12 protein-coding genes and 1 riboswitch are annotated in these 17975 nt (G+C 70.0%); of the genes, 1 reads left to right on the top strand and 11 read right to left on the bottom strand.

Features of this window, described 5'->3' with window-relative positions:
• Positions 1-3 precede the first annotated feature (3 nt).
• The 8 genes from fghA to VO99_RS12960 form a co-directional block, all read right to left on the bottom strand.
• Positions 4-861: an S-formylglutathione hydrolase gene (gene fghA, locus VO99_RS12995; protein ID WP_046113299.1), complete on the bottom strand. Its 858-nt coding sequence runs from the start codon at positions 859-861 to the stop codon at positions 4-6.
• A 13-nt stretch (positions 862-874) separates the two neighbouring features.
• Positions 875-1981 carry an S-(hydroxymethyl)glutathione dehydrogenase/class III alcohol dehydrogenase gene (locus VO99_RS12990; protein ID WP_046113298.1) on the bottom strand — a complete coding sequence of 369 codons (1107 nt, stop codon included), beginning with the start codon at positions 1979-1981 and terminating at the stop codon, positions 875-877.
• Between the two features lie 79 nt (positions 1982-2060).
• Complete coding sequence (gene gshB, locus VO99_RS12985; RefSeq protein WP_046113297.1) at positions 2061-3020, bottom strand: glutathione synthase; 960 nt, start codon at positions 3018-3020, stop codon at positions 2061-2063.
• A gap of 14 nt (positions 3021-3034) precedes the next feature.
• Positions 3035-4204, bottom strand: a complete 1170-nt coding sequence (locus VO99_RS12980; protein ID WP_046113296.1) for a benzoate/H(+) symporter BenE family transporter — start codon at positions 4202-4204, stop codon at positions 3035-3037.
• Positions 4205-4206: 2 nt separating this feature from the next.
• On the bottom strand, positions 4207-6045 hold the full coding sequence (locus VO99_RS12975) for a potassium transporter Kup (protein WP_259376497.1): 1839 nt from the start codon (positions 6043-6045) through the stop codon (positions 4207-4209).
• A 127-nt stretch (positions 6046-6172) separates the two neighbouring features.
• On the bottom strand, positions 6173-7465 hold the full coding sequence (gene gshA / locus VO99_RS12970; protein ID WP_046113295.1) for a glutamate--cysteine ligase: 1293 nt from the start codon (positions 7463-7465) through the stop codon (positions 6173-6175).
• A gap of 155 nt (positions 7466-7620) precedes the next feature.
• The gene (gene amt, locus VO99_RS12965) at positions 7621-9159 is read right to left on the bottom strand and encodes an ammonium transporter (RefSeq protein WP_046113294.1); all 1539 of its coding nucleotides are present in this window, start codon (positions 9157-9159) and stop codon (positions 7621-7623) included.
• A gap of 27 nt (positions 9160-9186) precedes the next feature.
• Positions 9187-9525, bottom strand: coding sequence for a P-II family nitrogen regulator (locus VO99_RS12960; RefSeq protein WP_046113293.1), 339 nt, complete (start codon positions 9523-9525; stop codon positions 9187-9189).
• A 357-nt stretch (positions 9526-9882) separates the two neighbouring features.
• Here VO99_RS12960 and VO99_RS12955 point away from each other — a divergent pair, with 357 nt between their 5' ends.
• Positions 9883-11409: a YifB family Mg chelatase-like AAA ATPase gene (locus tag VO99_RS12955; RefSeq protein WP_046113292.1), complete on the top strand. Its 1527-nt coding sequence runs from the start codon at positions 9883-9885 to the stop codon at positions 11407-11409.
• An 11-nt stretch (positions 11410-11420) separates the two neighbouring features.
• Here VO99_RS12955 and VO99_RS12950 read toward each other — a convergent pair whose 3' ends face one another.
• The 3 genes from VO99_RS12950 to metH form a co-directional block, all read right to left on the bottom strand.
• A complete protein-coding gene (locus VO99_RS12950) occupies positions 11421-12950 on the bottom strand; it encodes a DUF1501 domain-containing protein (protein WP_052736314.1) in 1530 nt (509 codons plus the stop codon).
• A gap of 2 nt (positions 12951-12952) precedes the next feature.
• The gene (locus tag VO99_RS12945; RefSeq protein ID WP_232315351.1) at positions 12953-14848 is read right to left on the bottom strand and encodes a DUF1800 domain-containing protein; all 1896 of its coding nucleotides are present in this window, start codon (positions 14846-14848) and stop codon (positions 12953-12955) included.
• 146 nt (positions 14849-14994) lie between these two features.
• Positions 14995-17736, bottom strand: a complete 2742-nt coding sequence (gene metH, locus VO99_RS12940) for a methionine synthase (protein WP_083440560.1) — start codon at positions 17734-17736, stop codon at positions 14995-14997.
• Positions 17737-17796: 60 nt separating this feature from the next.
• Positions 17797-17881, bottom strand: a riboswitch (S-adenosyl-L-homocysteine riboswitch).
• Positions 17882-17975: the final 94 nt, after the last annotated feature.

Below are 17975 nucleotides of genomic sequence, written 5' to 3'. Positions count from 1 at the left end.
CCTTCAGGCGGGGGCGTTGAGCACCGCCGCGTGATGGGCCAAGTGATCGGCGATGAAGGTGCTGATGAAGTAGTAGCCGTGGTCGTAGCCCGCATGCCGGCGCAGCGTCAGCGGCTGGCCGGCGGCCTGGCAGGCGGCCTCGAAGGCCTCCGGGTACAGCTGCTCCGCAAGGAATTTGTCGGCCAGGCCCTGGTCGATCAGGATGCCCTGCGGGAACGCGGCCACCGTGCGCTGGGACATCAACACGCTGGCGTCATGCGCCTGCCAGGTGCTGCGGTCAGCGCCCAGGTAGCCGGTGAAGGCCTTGTGGCCCCAGGGGCAGCGCGTGGGCGCGGCGATGGGCGCGAAGGCCGACACCGACTTGAAGCGCCCCGGATGGCGCAGCGCCAGCGTCAGCGCCCCGTGCCCGCCCATCGAGTGGCCGAACAGGCCGGCACGCTGCGCATCCAGCCCGAACGCGGCCGCAGCCTCGGGCAGCAGCTCCTGCATCAGGTAGCTTTCCATGCGCCAGTGGGCGGACCACGGCGCCTCGGTGGCATCCAGGTAGAAGCCGGCGCCGACGCCGAAGTCCCAGGCGTCGGCCTCGCCCGGCACATTGGCGCCGCGTGGGCTGGTGTCGGGCATCAGCAGCGCGATGCCGTGCTGCGCCGCGAAGCGCTGGGCGCCGGCCTTGATGGCGAAGGTTTCTTCGTTGCAGGTGAGGCCGGCGAGATACGTCAACACCGGCACCGTACCCTGCGTGGCCTGCGGCGGCAGGTACAGGCCGAAGCGCATCGGCAGGCCGATCTCGCCCGACTCGTGCCTGTAGAAGCGCTGTTCACCGCCGAAGCAGCCATGCGCGCTGAGCAGTTCGAAGGCCATGCGCTGCTCCCGTTCAGTAGACGACCACCGAGCGGATGGACTCGCCGCGCTTCATCAGGTCGAAGCCTTCGTTGATCTGGTCCAGCTTCAGCGTGTGGGTGATCAGGTCGTCGATGTTGATCTTGCCTTCCATGTACCAGTCGACGATCTTCGGCACGTCGGTGCGGCCGCGGGCGCCGCCGAAGGCGCTGCCCTTCCACACCCGGCCGGTGACCAGCTGGAACGGCCGCGTGCTGATCTCCTGCCCCGCCGCGGCCACGCCGATGATCACGCTCTGGCCCCAGCCGCGGTGGCAGCACTCCAGGGCCTGGCGCATGGTGGTGGTGTTGCCGATGCACTCGAAGCTGTAGTCGGCGCCGCCGTCGGTCAGCTGCACGATCGCGTCCACCACGTTGGGCACGTCCTTCGGGTTGACGAAGTGCGTCATGCCGAACTGGCGCGCCATGGCCTCGCGCTCGGGGTTCAGGTCGACGCCGATGATCTTGTCGGCGCCCACCATCCTGGCGCCCTGGATCACGTTCAGGCCGATGCCGCCCAGGCCGAACACCACCACGCTGGCGCCGGCCTCCACCTTGGCCGTCCACAGCACCGCGCCGATGCCGGTGGTAACGCCGCAGCCGATGTAGCAGACCTTGTCGAACGGCGCGTCCTCGCGGATCTTGGCCAGCGCGATGGCCGGGGCCACGATGTGGTTGGCGAAGGTGCTGGTGCCCATGTAGTGGAACAGCGGCTTGCCGTCGATCGAGAAGCGCGAGGTGCCGTCCGGCATCAGGCCCTTGCCTTGCGTGCCGCGGATGGCGGTGCACAGGTTGGTCTTGCGCGACAGGCAGCTCTTGCACTGCCGGCATTCCGGCGTGTAGAGCGGGATCACGTGGTCGCCGGGCTTGAGCGAGGTGACGCCCGGGCCCACGTCCACCACCACGCCGGCGCCTTCATGGCCGAGGATGGCCGGGAAGATGCCTTCGGGGTCGGCGCCCGACAGCGTGTAGTAGTCGGTGTGGCAGATGCCGGTGGCCTTGATCTCCACCAGCACCTCGCCTTCGCGCGGGCCGTCCAGCGTCACTTCTTCGATGGTGAGCGGGGCTCCGGCCTTCCAGGCAACGGCGGCTTTGGTCTTCATCGGTGGGTCTCCTGCTTCTGCAAACGGAACCGGCCGCTGAAGACGGCCAGCAGGGGTGGGGTGGGCGGCGGGTGCCGCGTCAGGTGCGGGGCGCGGCCACCGCGGCTTCCAGCGCATCGACGAAGCGGGCCGCCACGTCGAAGCCGGTCTGCTGGGTGATCTCCTGGAAGCCGGTGGGGCTGGTGACGTTGATCTCGGTGACGCAGTCGCCGATCACGTCCAGGCCCACGAACAGCAGGCCGCGCGCGGCCAGCACCGGGCCGATGGCCTCGGCGATCTCGCGGTCGCGCGCCGACAGCGGCTGGGCCACGCCCTTGCCGCCCACGGCCATGTTGCCGCGGATCTCGCTGCCCTGCGGAATGCGCGCCAGTGCATGCGGGATGGGCTGGCCGTCGATCAGGATGATGCGCTTGTCGCCCTGCACGATCTCGGGCAGGTACTTCTGCACCATCACCGTGGTGCGGCCGTGCTGGTTCAGCGTCTCGATGATGGAGCCGAGGTTCAGGCCGTCGGCACCCACGCGGAAGATGCCCATCCCGCCCATGCCGTCCAGCGGCTTCAGGATGATGTCCTGGTGCTCGGCATGGAAGTCGCGGATGGCCTGCGCATCACGCGTGACCAGCGTGGGGCCGATCACGTCGGGAAACTCCAGGATGGCCAGCTTCTCGGGATGGTCGCGCAGCGCCCGCGGGCTGTTGAGCACCCGCGCGCCCTCGCGCTCGGCCTGCTCGAGCAGGTGGGTGGCGTAGAAGTACTCGCTGTCGAAGGGCGGGTCCTTGCGCATCAGCACCGCGTCCACCGCAGCCAGTTCCACGGTGGCCTGCTCGGCCACCTGGAACCAGGCATAGGCATCGCCGGTGAGCGTGATGCGGCGAGCGCCGCGGGCCACCACCCTGGCACCGCGCTGCCAGGCCAGGCCGCGCTGCTCGCAGGCCCAGATCGCATGGCCGCGGCGGGCGGCCTCGCGCATCATCGCGAAGGTGGTGTCCTTGGCGGTCTTGAAGACCTCCAGCGGGTCGGCAACGAACAGCAGATCCATGGGGCGCAGACGGGTCAGCGGGCGGGGCGCCAGTGTTGCACAGCCAGCGCCAGGCCGCCGGCCACCACGCCCCAGAAGGCCGATGCCACGCCGAACAGGCTGAGCCCGCTGGCCGTCACCAGGAAGGTGATGAGCGCGGCCTCGCGGCTGGCGTCGTCCTTCATCGCCACCGACAGCCCGCTGCCAATGGTGCCCAGCAGCGCGAAGCCGGCCACGGCCAGCACCAGTTCCTTCGGGAAGGCGGCGATCAGGCCCACGACCGCGCCGCCCAGCAGGCCGATGGCGATGTAGAAGCCCCCGGCCGCCACCGCGGCCATGTAGCGCCGGCGCGGGTCCTCATGCGCCTCGCGCCCCATGCAGATGGCCGCGGTGATGGCCGCCAGGTTGAAGGCGAAGCCGCCGAACGGTGCCAGCAGCAGGCTGGCCAGGCCGGTGACGGCGATCACCGGCGACACCGGCGTGTCGTAGCCCGCGGCACGCTGCGCCGCCACGCCGGGCAGGTTCTGCGAGGCCATGGTCACCACGAACAGCGGCAGCGCGATGCCCACCAGCCCGCCAAGGCTGAACGCCGGCGCGGTGAACACCGGCATCGCCGGCGCCCAGGAGATGCCCTCCAGGTGCAGCAGCCCGCGCCAGGCCGCCACCGCGATGCCCACCGCCAGCACGCCGGGCACCGCATAGCGCGGCCAGCCGCGGCGGCCGGCCAGGTAGGCCAGCAGCATGCACAGCACCAGCGTGAACTCGGTGCGCAGCGACAGGAAGGCATCGAACGCGAAGCGCGCCAGCACCCCGGCCAGCAACGCCGCGGCCAGCGCCTGCGGAATGCGGTCCATCGCCCGGCGGAAGGCGCCGGTGGCACCGGCCAGCGCGATGAGCAGCCCGCAGAGCATGAACGCACCCACCGCTTCGCCCATCGAGCGGCCCGCGCCAGCGGTGACCAGCAGCGCCGCGCCCGGCGTGGACCAGGCGGTGAGCACCGGCTGCCGGTACCACAGCGACAGGCCGGCGCTGGTCAGGCCCATGCCCAGGCCCAGCGCCCACATCCACGACGTGAGCTGCGCCGACGTTGCGCCCAGGCTGGCGGCCGCCTGGAACACGATGACCACCGAGCTGGTGAAGCCCACCAGCACCGCCACGAAGCCGGCGACCGTCGCGCTCAGCGACGCGTCACGCAGAAAGCGCATGCTCAAATTTCGACCTTGGAGCCGAGCTCCACGATGCGGTTGGCCGGCAGGTGCAGGAAGTCGGCCGCGGCCGCGGCATTGCGGTGCATGTTGGCGAACAGCTTCTCGCGCCACATCGCCATGCCCTGGCCGATGCTGGGCACCACAATGTCGCGGCTGAGGAAGTAGCTGGTCTCCATCTCGTCCAGCGGCACCCCGCGGCCGGCCAGCAGCTTCAGCGCCTCGGGCACGTCGGGGTCGTTCTTGAAGCCGAAGTGCAGCAGCACCGACCAGCAGTCGTGGCCCAGCGGCGTCATCTCCAGCCGGCGGCCGAAGCCGATCCACGGCACCTCGTGGTTCTGCACCGACACGAACAGGTTGTACTCGTGCAGCACCTTGTTGTGCTTGAGGTTGTGCATCAGCGCATTGGGCACGATGGTGGGGTCGGCCGCCAGGAACACGGCCGTGCCCTGCACCCGCGTGGGCGGGCTGATGAACACCGACTCGAGGAAGCTCTTGAGGTCGATGGCGTCGTCGCGCAGGCGCTCCGCCACCAGCTGGCGGCCGCGCATCCAGGTTGTCATCAGCGTGAACATGCCCAGGCCGATGACGATCGGGAACCAGCCGCCGGAGAAGAACTTCAGCAGGTTGGACGCGAAGAAGGTGACGTCGATGATGAAGAAGAAGCCGGTGGCCAGCAGGCACAGCGGCAGCGAGTACTTCCAGCCGTAGCGGATGACGTAGAAGGTCATCACGGTGGTGATGGTCATGTCCAGCGTGACCGCGATGCCGTAGGCATGCGCCAGGTTGGACGAGCTGCCGAACAGACCCACCGCCAGCACGATGAGCGCATACAGCCCCCAGTTGACGAAGGGCACGTAGATCTGCCCCGTGTCGCGCACCGAGGTGTGCTTGATGTACATGCGCGGCAGCAGGCCCATCTGGATGGCCTGCCGCGTGACCGAGAAGGCCGCGGTGATCAGCGCCTGCGAGGCGATGATGGTGGCGCAGGTGGCCAGGCCCACCAGCGGCAGCGCCGCCCACTGCGGCGCCAGCAGGTAGAAGGGGCTGGCCGCCGCCTCGGGCTGCTCCAGCAGCAGCGCGCCCTGGCCGAAGTAGTTCACCACCAGCGCCGGCATCACGAAGCTGTACCAGGCGATGCGGATCGGCTGCTTGCCGAAGTGGCCCAGGTCGGCATACAGCGCCTCGCCGCCGGTGATGCACAGCACCACGGCCCCCAGCGCGATGAACGCGGTGGTCGGATGCTCGGCGATGAAGCCCATCGCGAACACCGGATTGAGCGCCAGCAGCACATGCGGGTTGCGCAGGATGTGCGGCAGCCCCAGCGCCACCAGCACGATGAACCACACCAGCATCACCGGCCCGAAGAAGCGACCGATGCCGCGCGTGCCGAAGCGCTGCACCGCGAACAGCACGGTGATGAGCAGCAGCGTGACCGGCACCACCACGCCGTGCAGCGCCGGCGCGGCCACCTCCAGGCCCTCCACCGCCGACAGCACCGAGATGGCCGGCGTGATGACGCCGTCGCCGTAGAAGATCGCGGTGCCGAACATGCCCACCAGCAGCAGCGTCTGCCGCAGCGCGGGCCGTTCCTTCACCGCGGTGGTGGCCAGCGCCAGCATGGCGATCAGGCCGCCCTCGCCGTTGTTGTCCGCGCGCAGGATCAGCAGCACGTACTTCAGCGAGACGACGATGGTCATCGTCCAGAAGATCATCGACAGCACGCCCAGCACGTTGTCGTGCGTGACGGGCACGCGCCCTTCGGCGAACACTTCCTTCAGGGCATACAGCGGGCTGGTGCCGATGTCGCCGTAGACGATGCCCAGGGCGGCGAGCGTCAAGGCGGCCAGGGCGGCCGGGGAGCGGTTGGCGTTGTGAGAACCCACGAAGCGGCACCCCACCGGCGGGGGTCGGTCATCGAAACACGGCTATTGTGCTCGCCGGCCGTGCTGCACCGCAGCGCAAACCCTACTCGTAGACCTCGGCGTCCGGGTCGGTGGCTTCCAGCTCGTAGCTGGCGGCCAACATCGCCAGGCGGCCGATCACGCCGTACATGTAGAAGCGGTTGGGCGCGCTGGCCCCCGGCTTGGCGCCGGGCTTGGGCAGCTGGTTGTGCTCGGCGAAGGCCAGCGGCACATAGGAGGCGCCCGGGGTGTTCAGGTTCTCGTCGGTGCCGCGCTCGGCATGCACGCGGTAGAAGCCGCCCACCACGTAGCGGTCGATCATGTAGACCACCGGCTCGGCCACCGCGTCGTGCATGCGCTCGTAGGTGGGCACGCCTTCCTGGATCAGCACCTGCGACACGTGCTGGCCGTCCTTCACCTCGCTGAGCTTGCTGCGCGCGCGGCGGCTCAGCTCGGCCAGTTCCTTGGCGTCGCGCACCATCAGGATGCCCATGCCGTCGGTGCCGTTGTCGGCCTTCACGGCCACGAACGGCTTCTCGTTGATGCCGTATTCCTTGTACTTGCGCCGCACCTTGGCCAGCATGGCGTCGGCCTGCGTCTGCACGCACTCCAGGCCCTCGCCCTCGGTGAAATCGACCTGGCCGCACTGCGCGAACATCGGATTGATCAGCCACGGGTCCATGCCCATCAGCTTGGAGAATTTCTTGGCCACTTCCTCGTAGCTCTGGAAGTGGTTGCTCTTGCGGCGCACCGCCCAGCCCGCATGCAGCGGCGGCAGCAGGTACTGCTCGTGCAGGTTCTCCAGCACGTGCGGCAGGCCGGCCGAGAGGTCGTTGTTCAGCAGCACGGTGCAGGGATCGAAGTCCTTCAGACCCACGCGGCCACGGATGCGCTGCAGCGGCTCCACCGTCAGGTCGCTGCCGTCGGGCAGGGTGATGGTGGTGGGGCCGGTCAGGCTCTCGTCCAGCGAGCCCAGGCGCACGTTCAGCCCGGCCTGGTGGAAGATGTTCTTCAGCCGCTGCACGTTGGCCAGGTAGAAGCTGCCGGTGTGCCGCTCGGGCACCAGCAGCAGGTTCTTGGCCTCGGGGCAGATCTTCTCGATGGCCGCCATCGCGGCCTGCACCGCCAGCGGCAGCATCTCGGGGGTCAGGTTGTGCCAGCCGCCCGGGAACAGGTTGGTGTCCACCGGCGCCAGCTTGAACCCGGCATTGCGCAGGTCCACCGAGGTGTAGAACGGCGGCGTGTGCTCCATCCATTCCAGCCGGAACCAGCGCTCGATGGCGGGCATCGATTCGAGGATGCGCTGCTCGAGTTCGTTGATCGGCCCGGTGAGGGCGGTGATGAGATGCGGAACCATGCTGATCGCCCGTCTGCGCAGAGTGATGATCGATTCTAGGAGTGCGGCAGGTGGGGCCGGCCGGCCGGAACGCCAGGGGCCCCTTCCGCCACGGGCAAAAAAAGGGCCGCCCGAAGGCGGCCCAATCGCTCTGTCGATCTGTCTGGCGCAGCGGCTTACTTGCTGTAGGCCGTCTCGCCGTGCGAGGTGATGTCCAGGCCTTCGCGCTCGTCTTCTTCCGGCACGCGCAGGCCGATGGTCAGGTCGACGATCTTGTAGGCGATCACCGAGACCACGCCCGACCACACGATGGTCAGCAGCACCGCCTTGGCCTGCGTCCACACCTGGCCGGCGATGGTGTAGGCGTCGGGGGCGATCATCGCCACCGTGGTCCAGTCGGCCACGGCGCTGGGGCCGCCCAGGTTGGGCGAATTGAACACGCCGGTCAGCAGCGCGCCGACGATGCCGCCCACGCCGTGCACGCCGAACACGTCCAGCGAGTCGTCCGCGCCCAGCATCTTCTTCAGGCCGTTGACGCCCCACAGGCAGGCGAAGCCGGCGATGAAGCCGATGATCAGGCCGCCGGCGATGCCGACGTTGCCGGCCGCCGGCGTGATGGCCACCAGGCCCGCCACGGCGCCCGAGGCGGCACCCAGCATGGACGCCTTGCCGCGCATCAGCGCTTCACCGATGCACCAGGCCAGCACGGCGGCGGCGGTGGCGAACAGCGTGTTGATGAAGGCCAGCGCGGCAAAGCCGTTGGCTTCCAGCGCGGAGCCGGCGTTGAAGCCGAACCAGCCCACCCACAGCAGCGAGGCACCCACCATGGTCAGCGTCAGGCTGTGCGGCGCCATGGATTCACGCCCGTAGCCGATGCGCTTGCCCACCATGTAGGCACCCACCAGGCCGGCGACCGCTGCGTTGATGTGCACGACGGTGCCGCCCGCGAAGTCCAGCGCGCCCCACTGCCAGATCAGGCCGGCCTTGGCGGTCATCGCGTCGGCCACGTCGGCGCCGCTGTAGGCGTCCGGGCCCATCCAGAACCACACCATGTGCGCGATGGGCGTGTAGCTGAACGTGAACCAGATGGCGGTGAACAGCAGCACGGCCGAGAACTTGATGCGCTCGGCGAAGGCACCGACGATCAGCGCGCAGGTGATGCCGGCGAACGTGGCCTGGAAGGCGGCGAACACGATCTCCGGGATGACCACGCCCTTGCTGAAGGTGGCTGCGTTGGCGAAGGTGCCGGCGGTGTTGTCCCACACGCCCTTCATCATCAGGCGGTCGAAGCCGCCGATGAAGGCATTGCCCTCGGTGAAGGCCAGGCTGTAGCCGTAGATGGCCCACAGCACGACGATCATCGCGAACGTGACCATCACCTGCATCAGCACCGACAGCATGTTCTTGCTGCGCACCAGGCCGCCGTAGAACAGTGCCAGGCCGGGCACGGCCATCATGATGACCAGCAGCGTGGACAGCATCATCCACGAGACGTCGCCCTTGTTGGGAACGGGTGCGGCAGCCGCGGCTTCGGCCGGGGCCGAGGCTGCATCGGCAGCCGGAGCGGCCGCGGCCGGTGCGGCGGCGGCGTCAGAGGCAGCTTCGGCCGGTGCCGTCGCCGCCGGTGCCGAGGCGGCATCAGGCTGCGCCGCGGCCATCCCTCCGATGCCCAGGAGCGACAAGCCCAGGGCCAACGAGACAATCAGTTTTTTCATGGGTGCTTCTTTTAGTGTTGGGCGTCGTCAGAGCGCGTCCTTGCCGGTCTCGCCGGTGCGGATGCGCACCACCTGCTCCAGCGGCGACACGAAGATCTTCCCGTCGCCGATCTTGCCGGTGCGCGCCGAGGCCTCGATGGCCTCGATCACCCGGTCGACGATGGCGTCATCCACCGCCGCCTCGATCTTCACCTTGGGCAGGAAGTCGACGACGTACTCGGCACCCCGATAGAGCTCGGTGTGGCCCTTCTGGCGGCCGAAGCCCTTGACTTCCGTCACCGTGATGCCCTGAACGCCAATGCCGCTCAAGGCCTCACGCACTTCGTCGAGCTTGAACGGCTTGACGATGGCGGTCACCATCTTCATGGTTGCTTTCTCCCGTTGGATCAAAAGGTGTGCCGAACGCCGATGACGACGCCGGTCGAGCAGGACAACTCGCCGCAGACCGGCGATGAAGAGAGCCCCGACCGGTGACGGCCGAGCGACTGAGCAACTTTTTGCAGCTTTTGTGCCAACAAGCCGTTTCGCCCCCCGCGCCCCAGCGCAGGGCGCCCGCCGGCACACCGCACCACCAGCCAGCGCCGGCCGCACCAGACGGGTGAATGCGCCGAAAGTGCACCGTTGCGGTGCCAGTTGTTCTGGCGTTTGAGGGCCGGCGGACCATTGGAGAATGGCCGCGTCGCCGTTCGGACACCTGTTGCAACCCCGCCAAGGAGGTCCGGCATGACGCTGGCCATCGTTGCGAGCCGTGCGCTCGACGGGCTCGACGCCCCCGCCGTGCAGGTGGAAGTGCACCTGGCCAATGGCCTGCCGGCCTTCACGCTGGTGGGCCTGGCCGACACCGAGGTGAAGGAGGCGCGCGAGCGGGTGCGCGCCGCCCTGGCGCACAGCGGACTGGGCTTTCCGCATAACAAGCGCATCACGGTCAGCCTGGCGCCGGCCGACCTGCCGAAGGAGTCCGGCCGTTTCGACCTGCCGATCGCACTGGGCATCCTGGCGGCCAACGAGCAGATCGACGCTGCCCGGCTGGCGCGCTACGAGTTCGCCGGCGAGCTGTCGCTGGCCGGCGAGCTGCGGCCGGTGCGTGGCGCCATCGCGCTGGCCTTCGCCGCCCGCCGGGCCGGCGCGCAGCGGGCGCTGGTGCTGCCCTGGGAGAGCGCGCAGCAGGCGGCGCTGGTGGACGGCGTGGTGCTGCATGGCGCACGCCACCTGATGGACGTGGTGGGCGCGTTGCAGCCCGGTGACGAGGCCCAGCCGCTGCCACGCGCCGAACGCAGCCCGCCGGGCCCCGCGTCGCCCGGGCCCGACCTGCGCGACGTGCGTGGGCAGGCGGCGGCCAAACGGGTGCTGGAGGTGGCGGCCGCCGGCGGCCACAGCCTGTTGATGATCGGCGCGCCGGGCACCGGCAAGTCAATGCTGGCGCAGCGGCTGCCCGGCCTGCTGCCGCCGATGGACGAGGACGAGGCGCTGGCCAGCGCGGCGATCGCCAGCCTGGGCAGCAAGGGTTTCGACCTGGCGCGCTGGCGGGTGCGGCCGGTGCGTGCGCCGCACCATTCGGCCAGTGCGGCGGCCCTGGTGGGCGGCGGATCACCACCGCGGCCGGGCGAGATCTCGTTGGCGCACGGGGGCGTGCTGTTCCTGGATGAACTGCCGGAGTTCCCGCGCCTGGCGCTGGAAGCGCTGCGCGAGCCGCTGGAAACCGGCCGGATCACCCTGTCGCGCGCGGCGCGGCAGGCCACCTACCCCGCCCGGTTCCAACTGGTGGCGGCGATGAACCCCTGCCCCTGCGGCTTTCTCGGCACGCCGGCGGGGCAGCTGCGGCAGTGCCGCTGCACGCCCGACCAGGTGGCGCGCTACCAGGGCCGGCTGTCCGGCCCGCTGCTGGACCGCATCGACCTGCAAGTGGAGGTACCCACCATGGCGCCGGCCGAGCTGATGCGCGCGCCGGAGGGCGAGCCCAGCGCCGCCGTGGCCGCGCGGGTGGCGCTGGCGCGCGAGCGGCAGCTGCGCCGGCAGGGACGCATCAACGCCGAGCTGGAAGCCGCCGACGTGCCGCTGCACTGCCAGCCCGACGCCGCCGCAGCCGCGCTGCTGCAGCGCGCCGCCGAGCGCCTGGGCTGGTCGGGGCGCGGGCTGCACCGCACGCTGCGCGTGGCGCGCACGTTGGCCGACCTGGCAGGGGCCGACGCGATCGGCGTGGCGGAGATGGCCGAGGCGCTGCAGTACCGGACGTCGGTGGTGGGGCGCTGAGCCCGTGGCCGTCAGGCCATGAAACCCAGGTTGCGCTTGCTGGCGTCGAAGTTCGCCAGGTTGGGGAACACGTCCATCAGCTGACCGTCCGACAGGCCGAACCAGCGGCCCAGGGTGCCGCCGAGCTGCTCCACCGACGTGGTGGGCAGCAGGGCGCCGTTGGCGATCTGATCGGGGCTGTTGAAGCCGCCCCGGCCGTCGGGCAGGCCCAGCTGCGGGAAGGTGCCGTACAGGTCGCGGCCGCGCACCGCACCGCCGAGCACGAAGTGGTGCGCGCCCCAGCCGTGGTCGGTGCCGTCGCCGTTGCTGGTGAAGCTGCGGCCGAAGTCGCTGGCGGTGAAGGTGGTGACGCTCTCGCGCAGGCCCATCGCGCCGAGCACGCCGTCGAAGTACGCCAGCGCGTGCGACAGCCGCGCCATCAGGTCACCATGGACACGGTTCTGCGCATCGTGGGTGTCGAAGCCGCCCAGGTTGACGAAGAATACCTGGCGGCGCACGCCCAGCGTGTCGCGCGCCGCCATCAGGCGGGCCACCACCTGCAGCTGCTGCGCCAGCGGGTTGAGCGCGCGGCTGCCGTTCACCGTGTCGTACCAGAGCTGCGAGGTCGCCACGCCGGCGGTCGCACCCGGCGCGTCGTACGGCGCCTGGTTGGCGGCCGGCAGCGCGGCGGAGACCAGCTGCTCGGCATCGATCGAGCGGCCGACGATGGCCGCATGGTCACGGGCCAGCAGGTCGCTGGTGCGGGCGTTGCGCATCACGTTGCGCATGCCGTTCATCGCCACCGCGCTGCCGAACAGCGTGGTGGCGCCCTGCCCGCCGATGCGCATGGCGCCGCTGCCGGCCGACACCTGGTACTGCAGCACGCTGCGGCCGGCCAGCCACACGGCGCTGCCGGCGGCGGAGATGGAGGTGAAGGTGGCGCCGCTGTTGGCGGACATCAGCAGGTCGCCCATGCGGCCGCCCCAGCCCGCGGTGCTGCCTTCGGCGCCCAGCGTCTGCCATGCGGCCTGCTGGTCGTTGTGCGAGAACAGGCTGGCCGGCCGCGGGAACGAGGCGGTGTTGTAGTCGGCGCGCGTGGTCGGGCGCACCAGCGGGCCGATGTTGGGCAGCACCGCCAGCCGGCCGGCGGCGAACAGGTCGCGCGCGCCGGTCATCAGCGGATGCAGCGCGAAGCTGCGGCCTTGTGCGTTCACCGGGTCGAGCGCCAGCACGCCGCCCAGCCGGTCGGGCGAGCCGATGGCGGCGGTGGCCACCGGCGCGGTGCCGGCCGCGCGCAGGTTGATCGGGTCGGGCGCCTGGTTGCGCACCGTGGTGTACGCCTGCCAGGAAGCGGCGTCGGTGGGCAGCACCATGTTGAAGGCGTCGTTGCCGCCGTTGAGGAAGACGCACACCAGCGCCTTGTAGTCGCCGGCGGTCTGCGCGCTGGCAGTGCCCATCGCGGCCAGGTTGAGCGCCAGCGGCGTGGCGGCGGCACCCAGGGAGGAGAGCGCGGCCGCCCGTTGCAGGAAGGCGCGGCGGGAAGCGTTCACGGAGCGGTCCATGGTCATTTCTGCACGAGGAATTCGGGGGACACCAGCACCAGGAAGGTGGCGATGAGCGCGCGGTTGCGTCGGGCGTTGGCGATCTGGGTGGCATTGCTGCCGTCGGCGCGGGCGGCGGGGATGGCCACCGACTGCACGGCGGTCAGCAACTCGCCGCGCAGGGCGGCGGGCGCGGCGGCGCCCATCAGGCGGGCGGCCACGCGGTCGACCAGTTCATCGGGGCGGTCGGCCACGGCCTCCTCGCCGCTGAGGTCCACCTGCACGTCGCGGCGGGCGGCCTTGCCGTCCAGGCCCTGCATGCCCCAGCCCGACTGCACGCCACCGCGCATGTAGTTGGCGTAGCCGGCCACCGACGATTCATGGGTGAGCTGCAGTTCCGGCGTGGTCATGCCGGCGGCGCCGGACAGCGTGCCCGGCGCCACATAGCCCGGACGGAAGAAGTTGAAGACCGACGGCGAGCGCAGCGGCGTCTGGCCCAGCGCGGTGGCGGCGTCGTCGGTGTTGCTGATGAGCCAGCTGCCCGAATCGGAGGTGGCGCCCAGCGCACGCAGCGTGGCCGTCAGGCGCAGCACCGGCTCGCGCAGCTTGCCGAAGGCGGGATCGGCCAGCGCCGCGCTGCCGCGGGCCTCGCTGTCCAGCAGGATGGCCTTGACGGTCGCCTTCAGGTCGCCGCCCGAGCCGGTGAACGCCGCCGACACGCGTCCCACGTAGGCCGGGCTGGGATGGCTGGTCACCAGGCGCTGGATGAGCTGGCGGCCGATGAAGGGGCCGACATTGGGGTGCGCGGCCAGCGTGTCCAGCGCCGCCTTCAGGCTGGCGGCCGGCTGCGCCGTGCCCTGGGCCGGCACCACGGCGCCGAGGAAGCGCTTCTCGCTCACCGAATGGAACTGCGAATAGCCCTGCATCGGCTTCCACAGGCGGTCGGGGTCCTGGTAACCAGTCGCGCCCCAGAAGCGGTTGTTGTGGGTGTCCGGGCCGGCGTAGCTGAAACCGGTGAACACCTTGGCCAGGCCGGCGATGTCGTCGTGGGTGTAGGTGGCGATCGGCGCGCCGTTGCCGTCGAGCTTGCGGCTTCCGTCGGCGTTGAGCTGGTGCAGGCCGATGGAGAACAGCTGCATCACCTCGCGCGCGAAGTTCTCGTCGGGCACGCGACCCGCCGCGACGTTCTCCTTCTGGTTGCGCAGGTGCGAGAGGTACAGCCCCATCGCCGGATGCAGCGCCACGCCTTCCAGCACCTGGCGGTAGCTGCCGAAGGCGTTGCCGCGCAGCATGTCCATGTAGGCCGCGACGGCGCGGGTGTTGTTGGTGACGGCGTCGTTCTGGAACGAGACGACGAAGATCTCCGACAGCGCGAAGGCCACGCGCATGCGCAGCTGGGCGTCGGTGGTCACCGCCTCGCGGTAGAAGGCGTCCAGCACCTCGCGCTGGCCGGCCGACTTGGTGGCATCGGCCGCCTGGATGGCGGCGTGGGCGGCGTCCCAGCTGCTGCGCAGCGAGCCGCCTGGGCGGGCGAACTGCTCGTCTAGCCAACCCTGGTAGCCCAGGGCCAGCACACGCTCGATGTCGGCCGGCGTGGCCCCGAAGGTGGCCTGGGTCAGGAAGCGCACCGCATCGGCACGCGTGGGCGTGCCAGACGGGTAGGAGGCCTCCACGGAAGGTCCAGTCGGTCCCGGCGCAGCCACGCCGCCGCCGGTGGCGGGCGCATTGCCGGCGGGCGGGCCGCTGTCGGCCCCCACGGCGGGCGAGGCGCCCGAACCGACGGCCGTCTCGCCGCCGCCGGAGCCGCCACCGCCGCCACCGCAAGCCGCCACCAAGCCGGCGGTTGCCGCCACTGCCACCCACCGCATGCCGCGGTGGAACCACGGACGGCGCAGCGCCGTCGTCGATACCTCGTTCACCATCGCCCCTGAGCAGGCACTGGCCTGCGTGTCTCAGAGGCTTATCGGCAGGGCTGGCAAGGTGCCGAAGCGGGCTGAACGCCGGAAGCGCCGGGGCTTCGGCGGAGTTGCAACAGAACGCGTCGGAAGGCCGGAGTAGCCGGCCGCTACCCCAGCAGCGGCGCCAGCGCCCGGCGGGCGTCGCGCTCGTCCAGCGCGTTGCGGGCCTGCCAGTCGGCCAGCTGGTCGTCGCCGATCTTGCCGACGTTGAAGTACGTGGCCTGCGGATGCGCCAGGTAGAAGCCGCTGACGCTGGCCGCCGGCTTCATGGCCAGGCTCTCGGTCAGCTCCATGCCGACGTCGGCCGCGTCCAGCACGCGGAACATGTCGCGCTTGGGCAGGTGGTCGGGGCAGGCCGGGTAGCCCGGCGCGGGGCGGATGCCGCGGTACTTCTCGGCGATCAGCTCCTCGTTGCTCAGCGCCTCGTCGGCCGCATAGCCCCAGAAGTCGGTGCGCACGCGCTGGTGCAGCCGCTCGGCGAAGGCCTCGGCAAAGCGGTCGGCCAGCGCCTTGAGCATGATGGCCGAGTAGTCGTCGTGGTCGTCGAGGAACTGCTTCTCCTTCTTCTCCACGCCCTGCGCGCTCACCGCGAACAGGCCGACGTAGTCCGGCTTCGTGCCCTTGGGCGCCACGTAGTCGGCCAGGCAGCGGTTGGGCCGCTTCACGCCGTCGACCACCGGCCGCACGCTCTGCATGCGCAGCCCGTGCCAGGTCATCAGCACCTCGGTGCGCGATTCGTCGGCGTAGATCTCGATGTCGTCGTCGTTCACCGTGTTGGCCGGATACAGGCCGATCACGCCATGGCACTGCAGCCAGCGGCCCTCGATCAGCCGCTGCAGCATGCGCTTGCCGTCGCTGAACACCCGCGTGGCCGAGTCGCCCACCACCTCGTCGCGCAGGATCTCGGGGAAGCGGCCGGCCAGGTCCCAGGTCTGGAAGAAGGGCGTCCAGTCGATGCAGGCGGCCAGCTCGGCCAGGTCGTAGTTGCGGAACACGCGGCGGCCGATGAAGCGCGGCTTGACCGGCGTGAAGCCGGCCCAGTCCACCGGCGTCTTGTTGGCGCGCGCCTCGGCCAGCGTCACCAGCGGCGTGGCCTTCTTGTTGGCATGCTGCTCGCGCACCTTGGCGTAGTCGGCGGTGATGTCGTCGATGAACTTGGCGGCGCGCTCGTCCGACAGCAGCTCCGAGCACACGCCCACGCTGCGCGAGGCATCGGGCACGTACACCACCGGGCCTTCGTAGTGCGGCGCGATCTTCACCGCGGTGTGCACGCGGCTGGTGGTGGCGCCGCCGATCAGCAGCGGCACCTTCTTGCTGCGGAAGAAGTCGTCGCGCTGCATCTCGGCGGCCACGTACTGCATCTCCTCCAGGCTGGGCGTGATGAGGCCGGACAGGCCGATGATGTCGGCGCCCTCCTCGCGGGCCTTCGCCAGGATCTCCTGGCAAGGCACCATCACGCCCATGTTCACCACCTCGTAGTTGTTGCACTGGAGCACGACGGTGACGATGTTCTTGCCGATGTCGTGCACGTCGCCCTTGACGGTGGCGATGACGATCTTGCCCTTGGGCTTGGCGTCGCCGCCCGCTTCCACCAGCAGGCGCTTTTCTTCCTCGATGTAGGGCAGCAGGTGGGCCACGGCCTGCTTCATCACCCGCGCGCTCTTGACCACCTGCGGCAGGAACATCTTGCCGGCGCCGAACAGGTCGCCCACCACGTTCATGCCGGCCATCAGCGGGCCTTCGATCACGTGCAGCGGCCGGCCGCCGTCGGCGCGGATCTGCTGCCACACCTCCTCGGTGTCGTCGACGATGAACTCGGTGATGCCGTGCACCAGCGCATGCGACAGCCGCTCGGCCACCGGCAGCGTGCGCCAGGCCAGGCGGGCGGAGTCGTCCTTGGCCGCGCCCTTGGCCGATTCGGCGATCTCCACCAGCCGCTCGCCCGCATCGGGCCGGCGGTTCAGCACCACGTCTTCCACGCGCTCTCGCAGCACCGGCTCCAGGTCGTCGTACACGCCCACCATGCCGGCGTTGACGATGCCCATGTCCATGCCCGCCTGGATGGCGTGGTACAGGAACACGGTGTGGATCGCCTCGCGCACCGGGTCGTTGCCGCGGAAGCTGAAGCTCACGTTGCTGACGCCGCCCGACACCTTCGCGCCCGGCAGGTTCTGCTTGATCCAGCGCGTGGCGTTGATGAAGTCGACCGCGTAGTTGTCGTGTTCCTCGATGCCGGTGGCGATGGCGAAGATGTTGGGGTCGAAGATGATGTCCTCGGGCGGGAAGCCCACCTCGTCCACCAGCATGCGGTAGGCGCGCTCGCAGATCTCGATCTTGCGCTGGTAGGTGTCGGCCTGGCCCTTCTCGTCGAAGGCCATCACCACCGCGGCCGCGCCGTAGCGGCGCACCAGGTTGGCCTGCCGCTTGAACTCCGTCTCGCCTTCCTTCAACGAGATGCTGTTGACGATGCCCTTGCCCTGGATGCACTGCAGCCCGGCCTCGATCACCGACCACTTGGACGAATCGACCATGATCGGCACCCGTGCGATCTCGGGCTCGCTGGCGATCAGGTGCAGGAAGCGCACCATCGCCGCCTGCGAATCGAGCATCGCCTCGTCCATGTTCACGTCGATGACCTGGGCGCCGTTTTCCACCTGCTGGCGGGCCACGGCCAGGGCGTCCTCGAACTGCCCGTTGAGGATCATGCGGGCGAAGGCCTTGGAGCCCGTGACGTTGGTGCGCTCGCCGATGTTCACGAACAACGAGCCTGCGCCGATGGTCACGGGCTCGAGGCCGGCCAGGCGCAGCGGGGCGGGTTGGGGGCGGTGAGGCAGGCTAGCGTCGGACATGGCGGAATCCAGGAGTCCGGCACGGCGAGTCGGCTGCGGCCCACCCGCAACGTCGTCCGTGCCGGGTGAGCGTGGTTGCACACGGCGGAAGGGCCGGTGTCCGAGCCTGGCAGCCGGTGTGGCCGTCGCAACGCTCCTCGGACAGGGGCGCGATTTTAGCGAGCCGGCCTGCCCCGCCTGCACAATGGTCCAAGCACATGAACTTCAGCAGGAGATGACGCGATGCAGTGGTGGAATCG

The organism is Aquincola tertiaricarbonis (genome assembly GCF_000969605.1).
Taxonomy (GTDB): Bacteria; Pseudomonadota; Gammaproteobacteria; order Burkholderiales; family Burkholderiaceae_C; genus Aquincola; species Aquincola tertiaricarbonis.
This window is presented reverse-complemented; position numbering and strand designations above follow the sequence as displayed.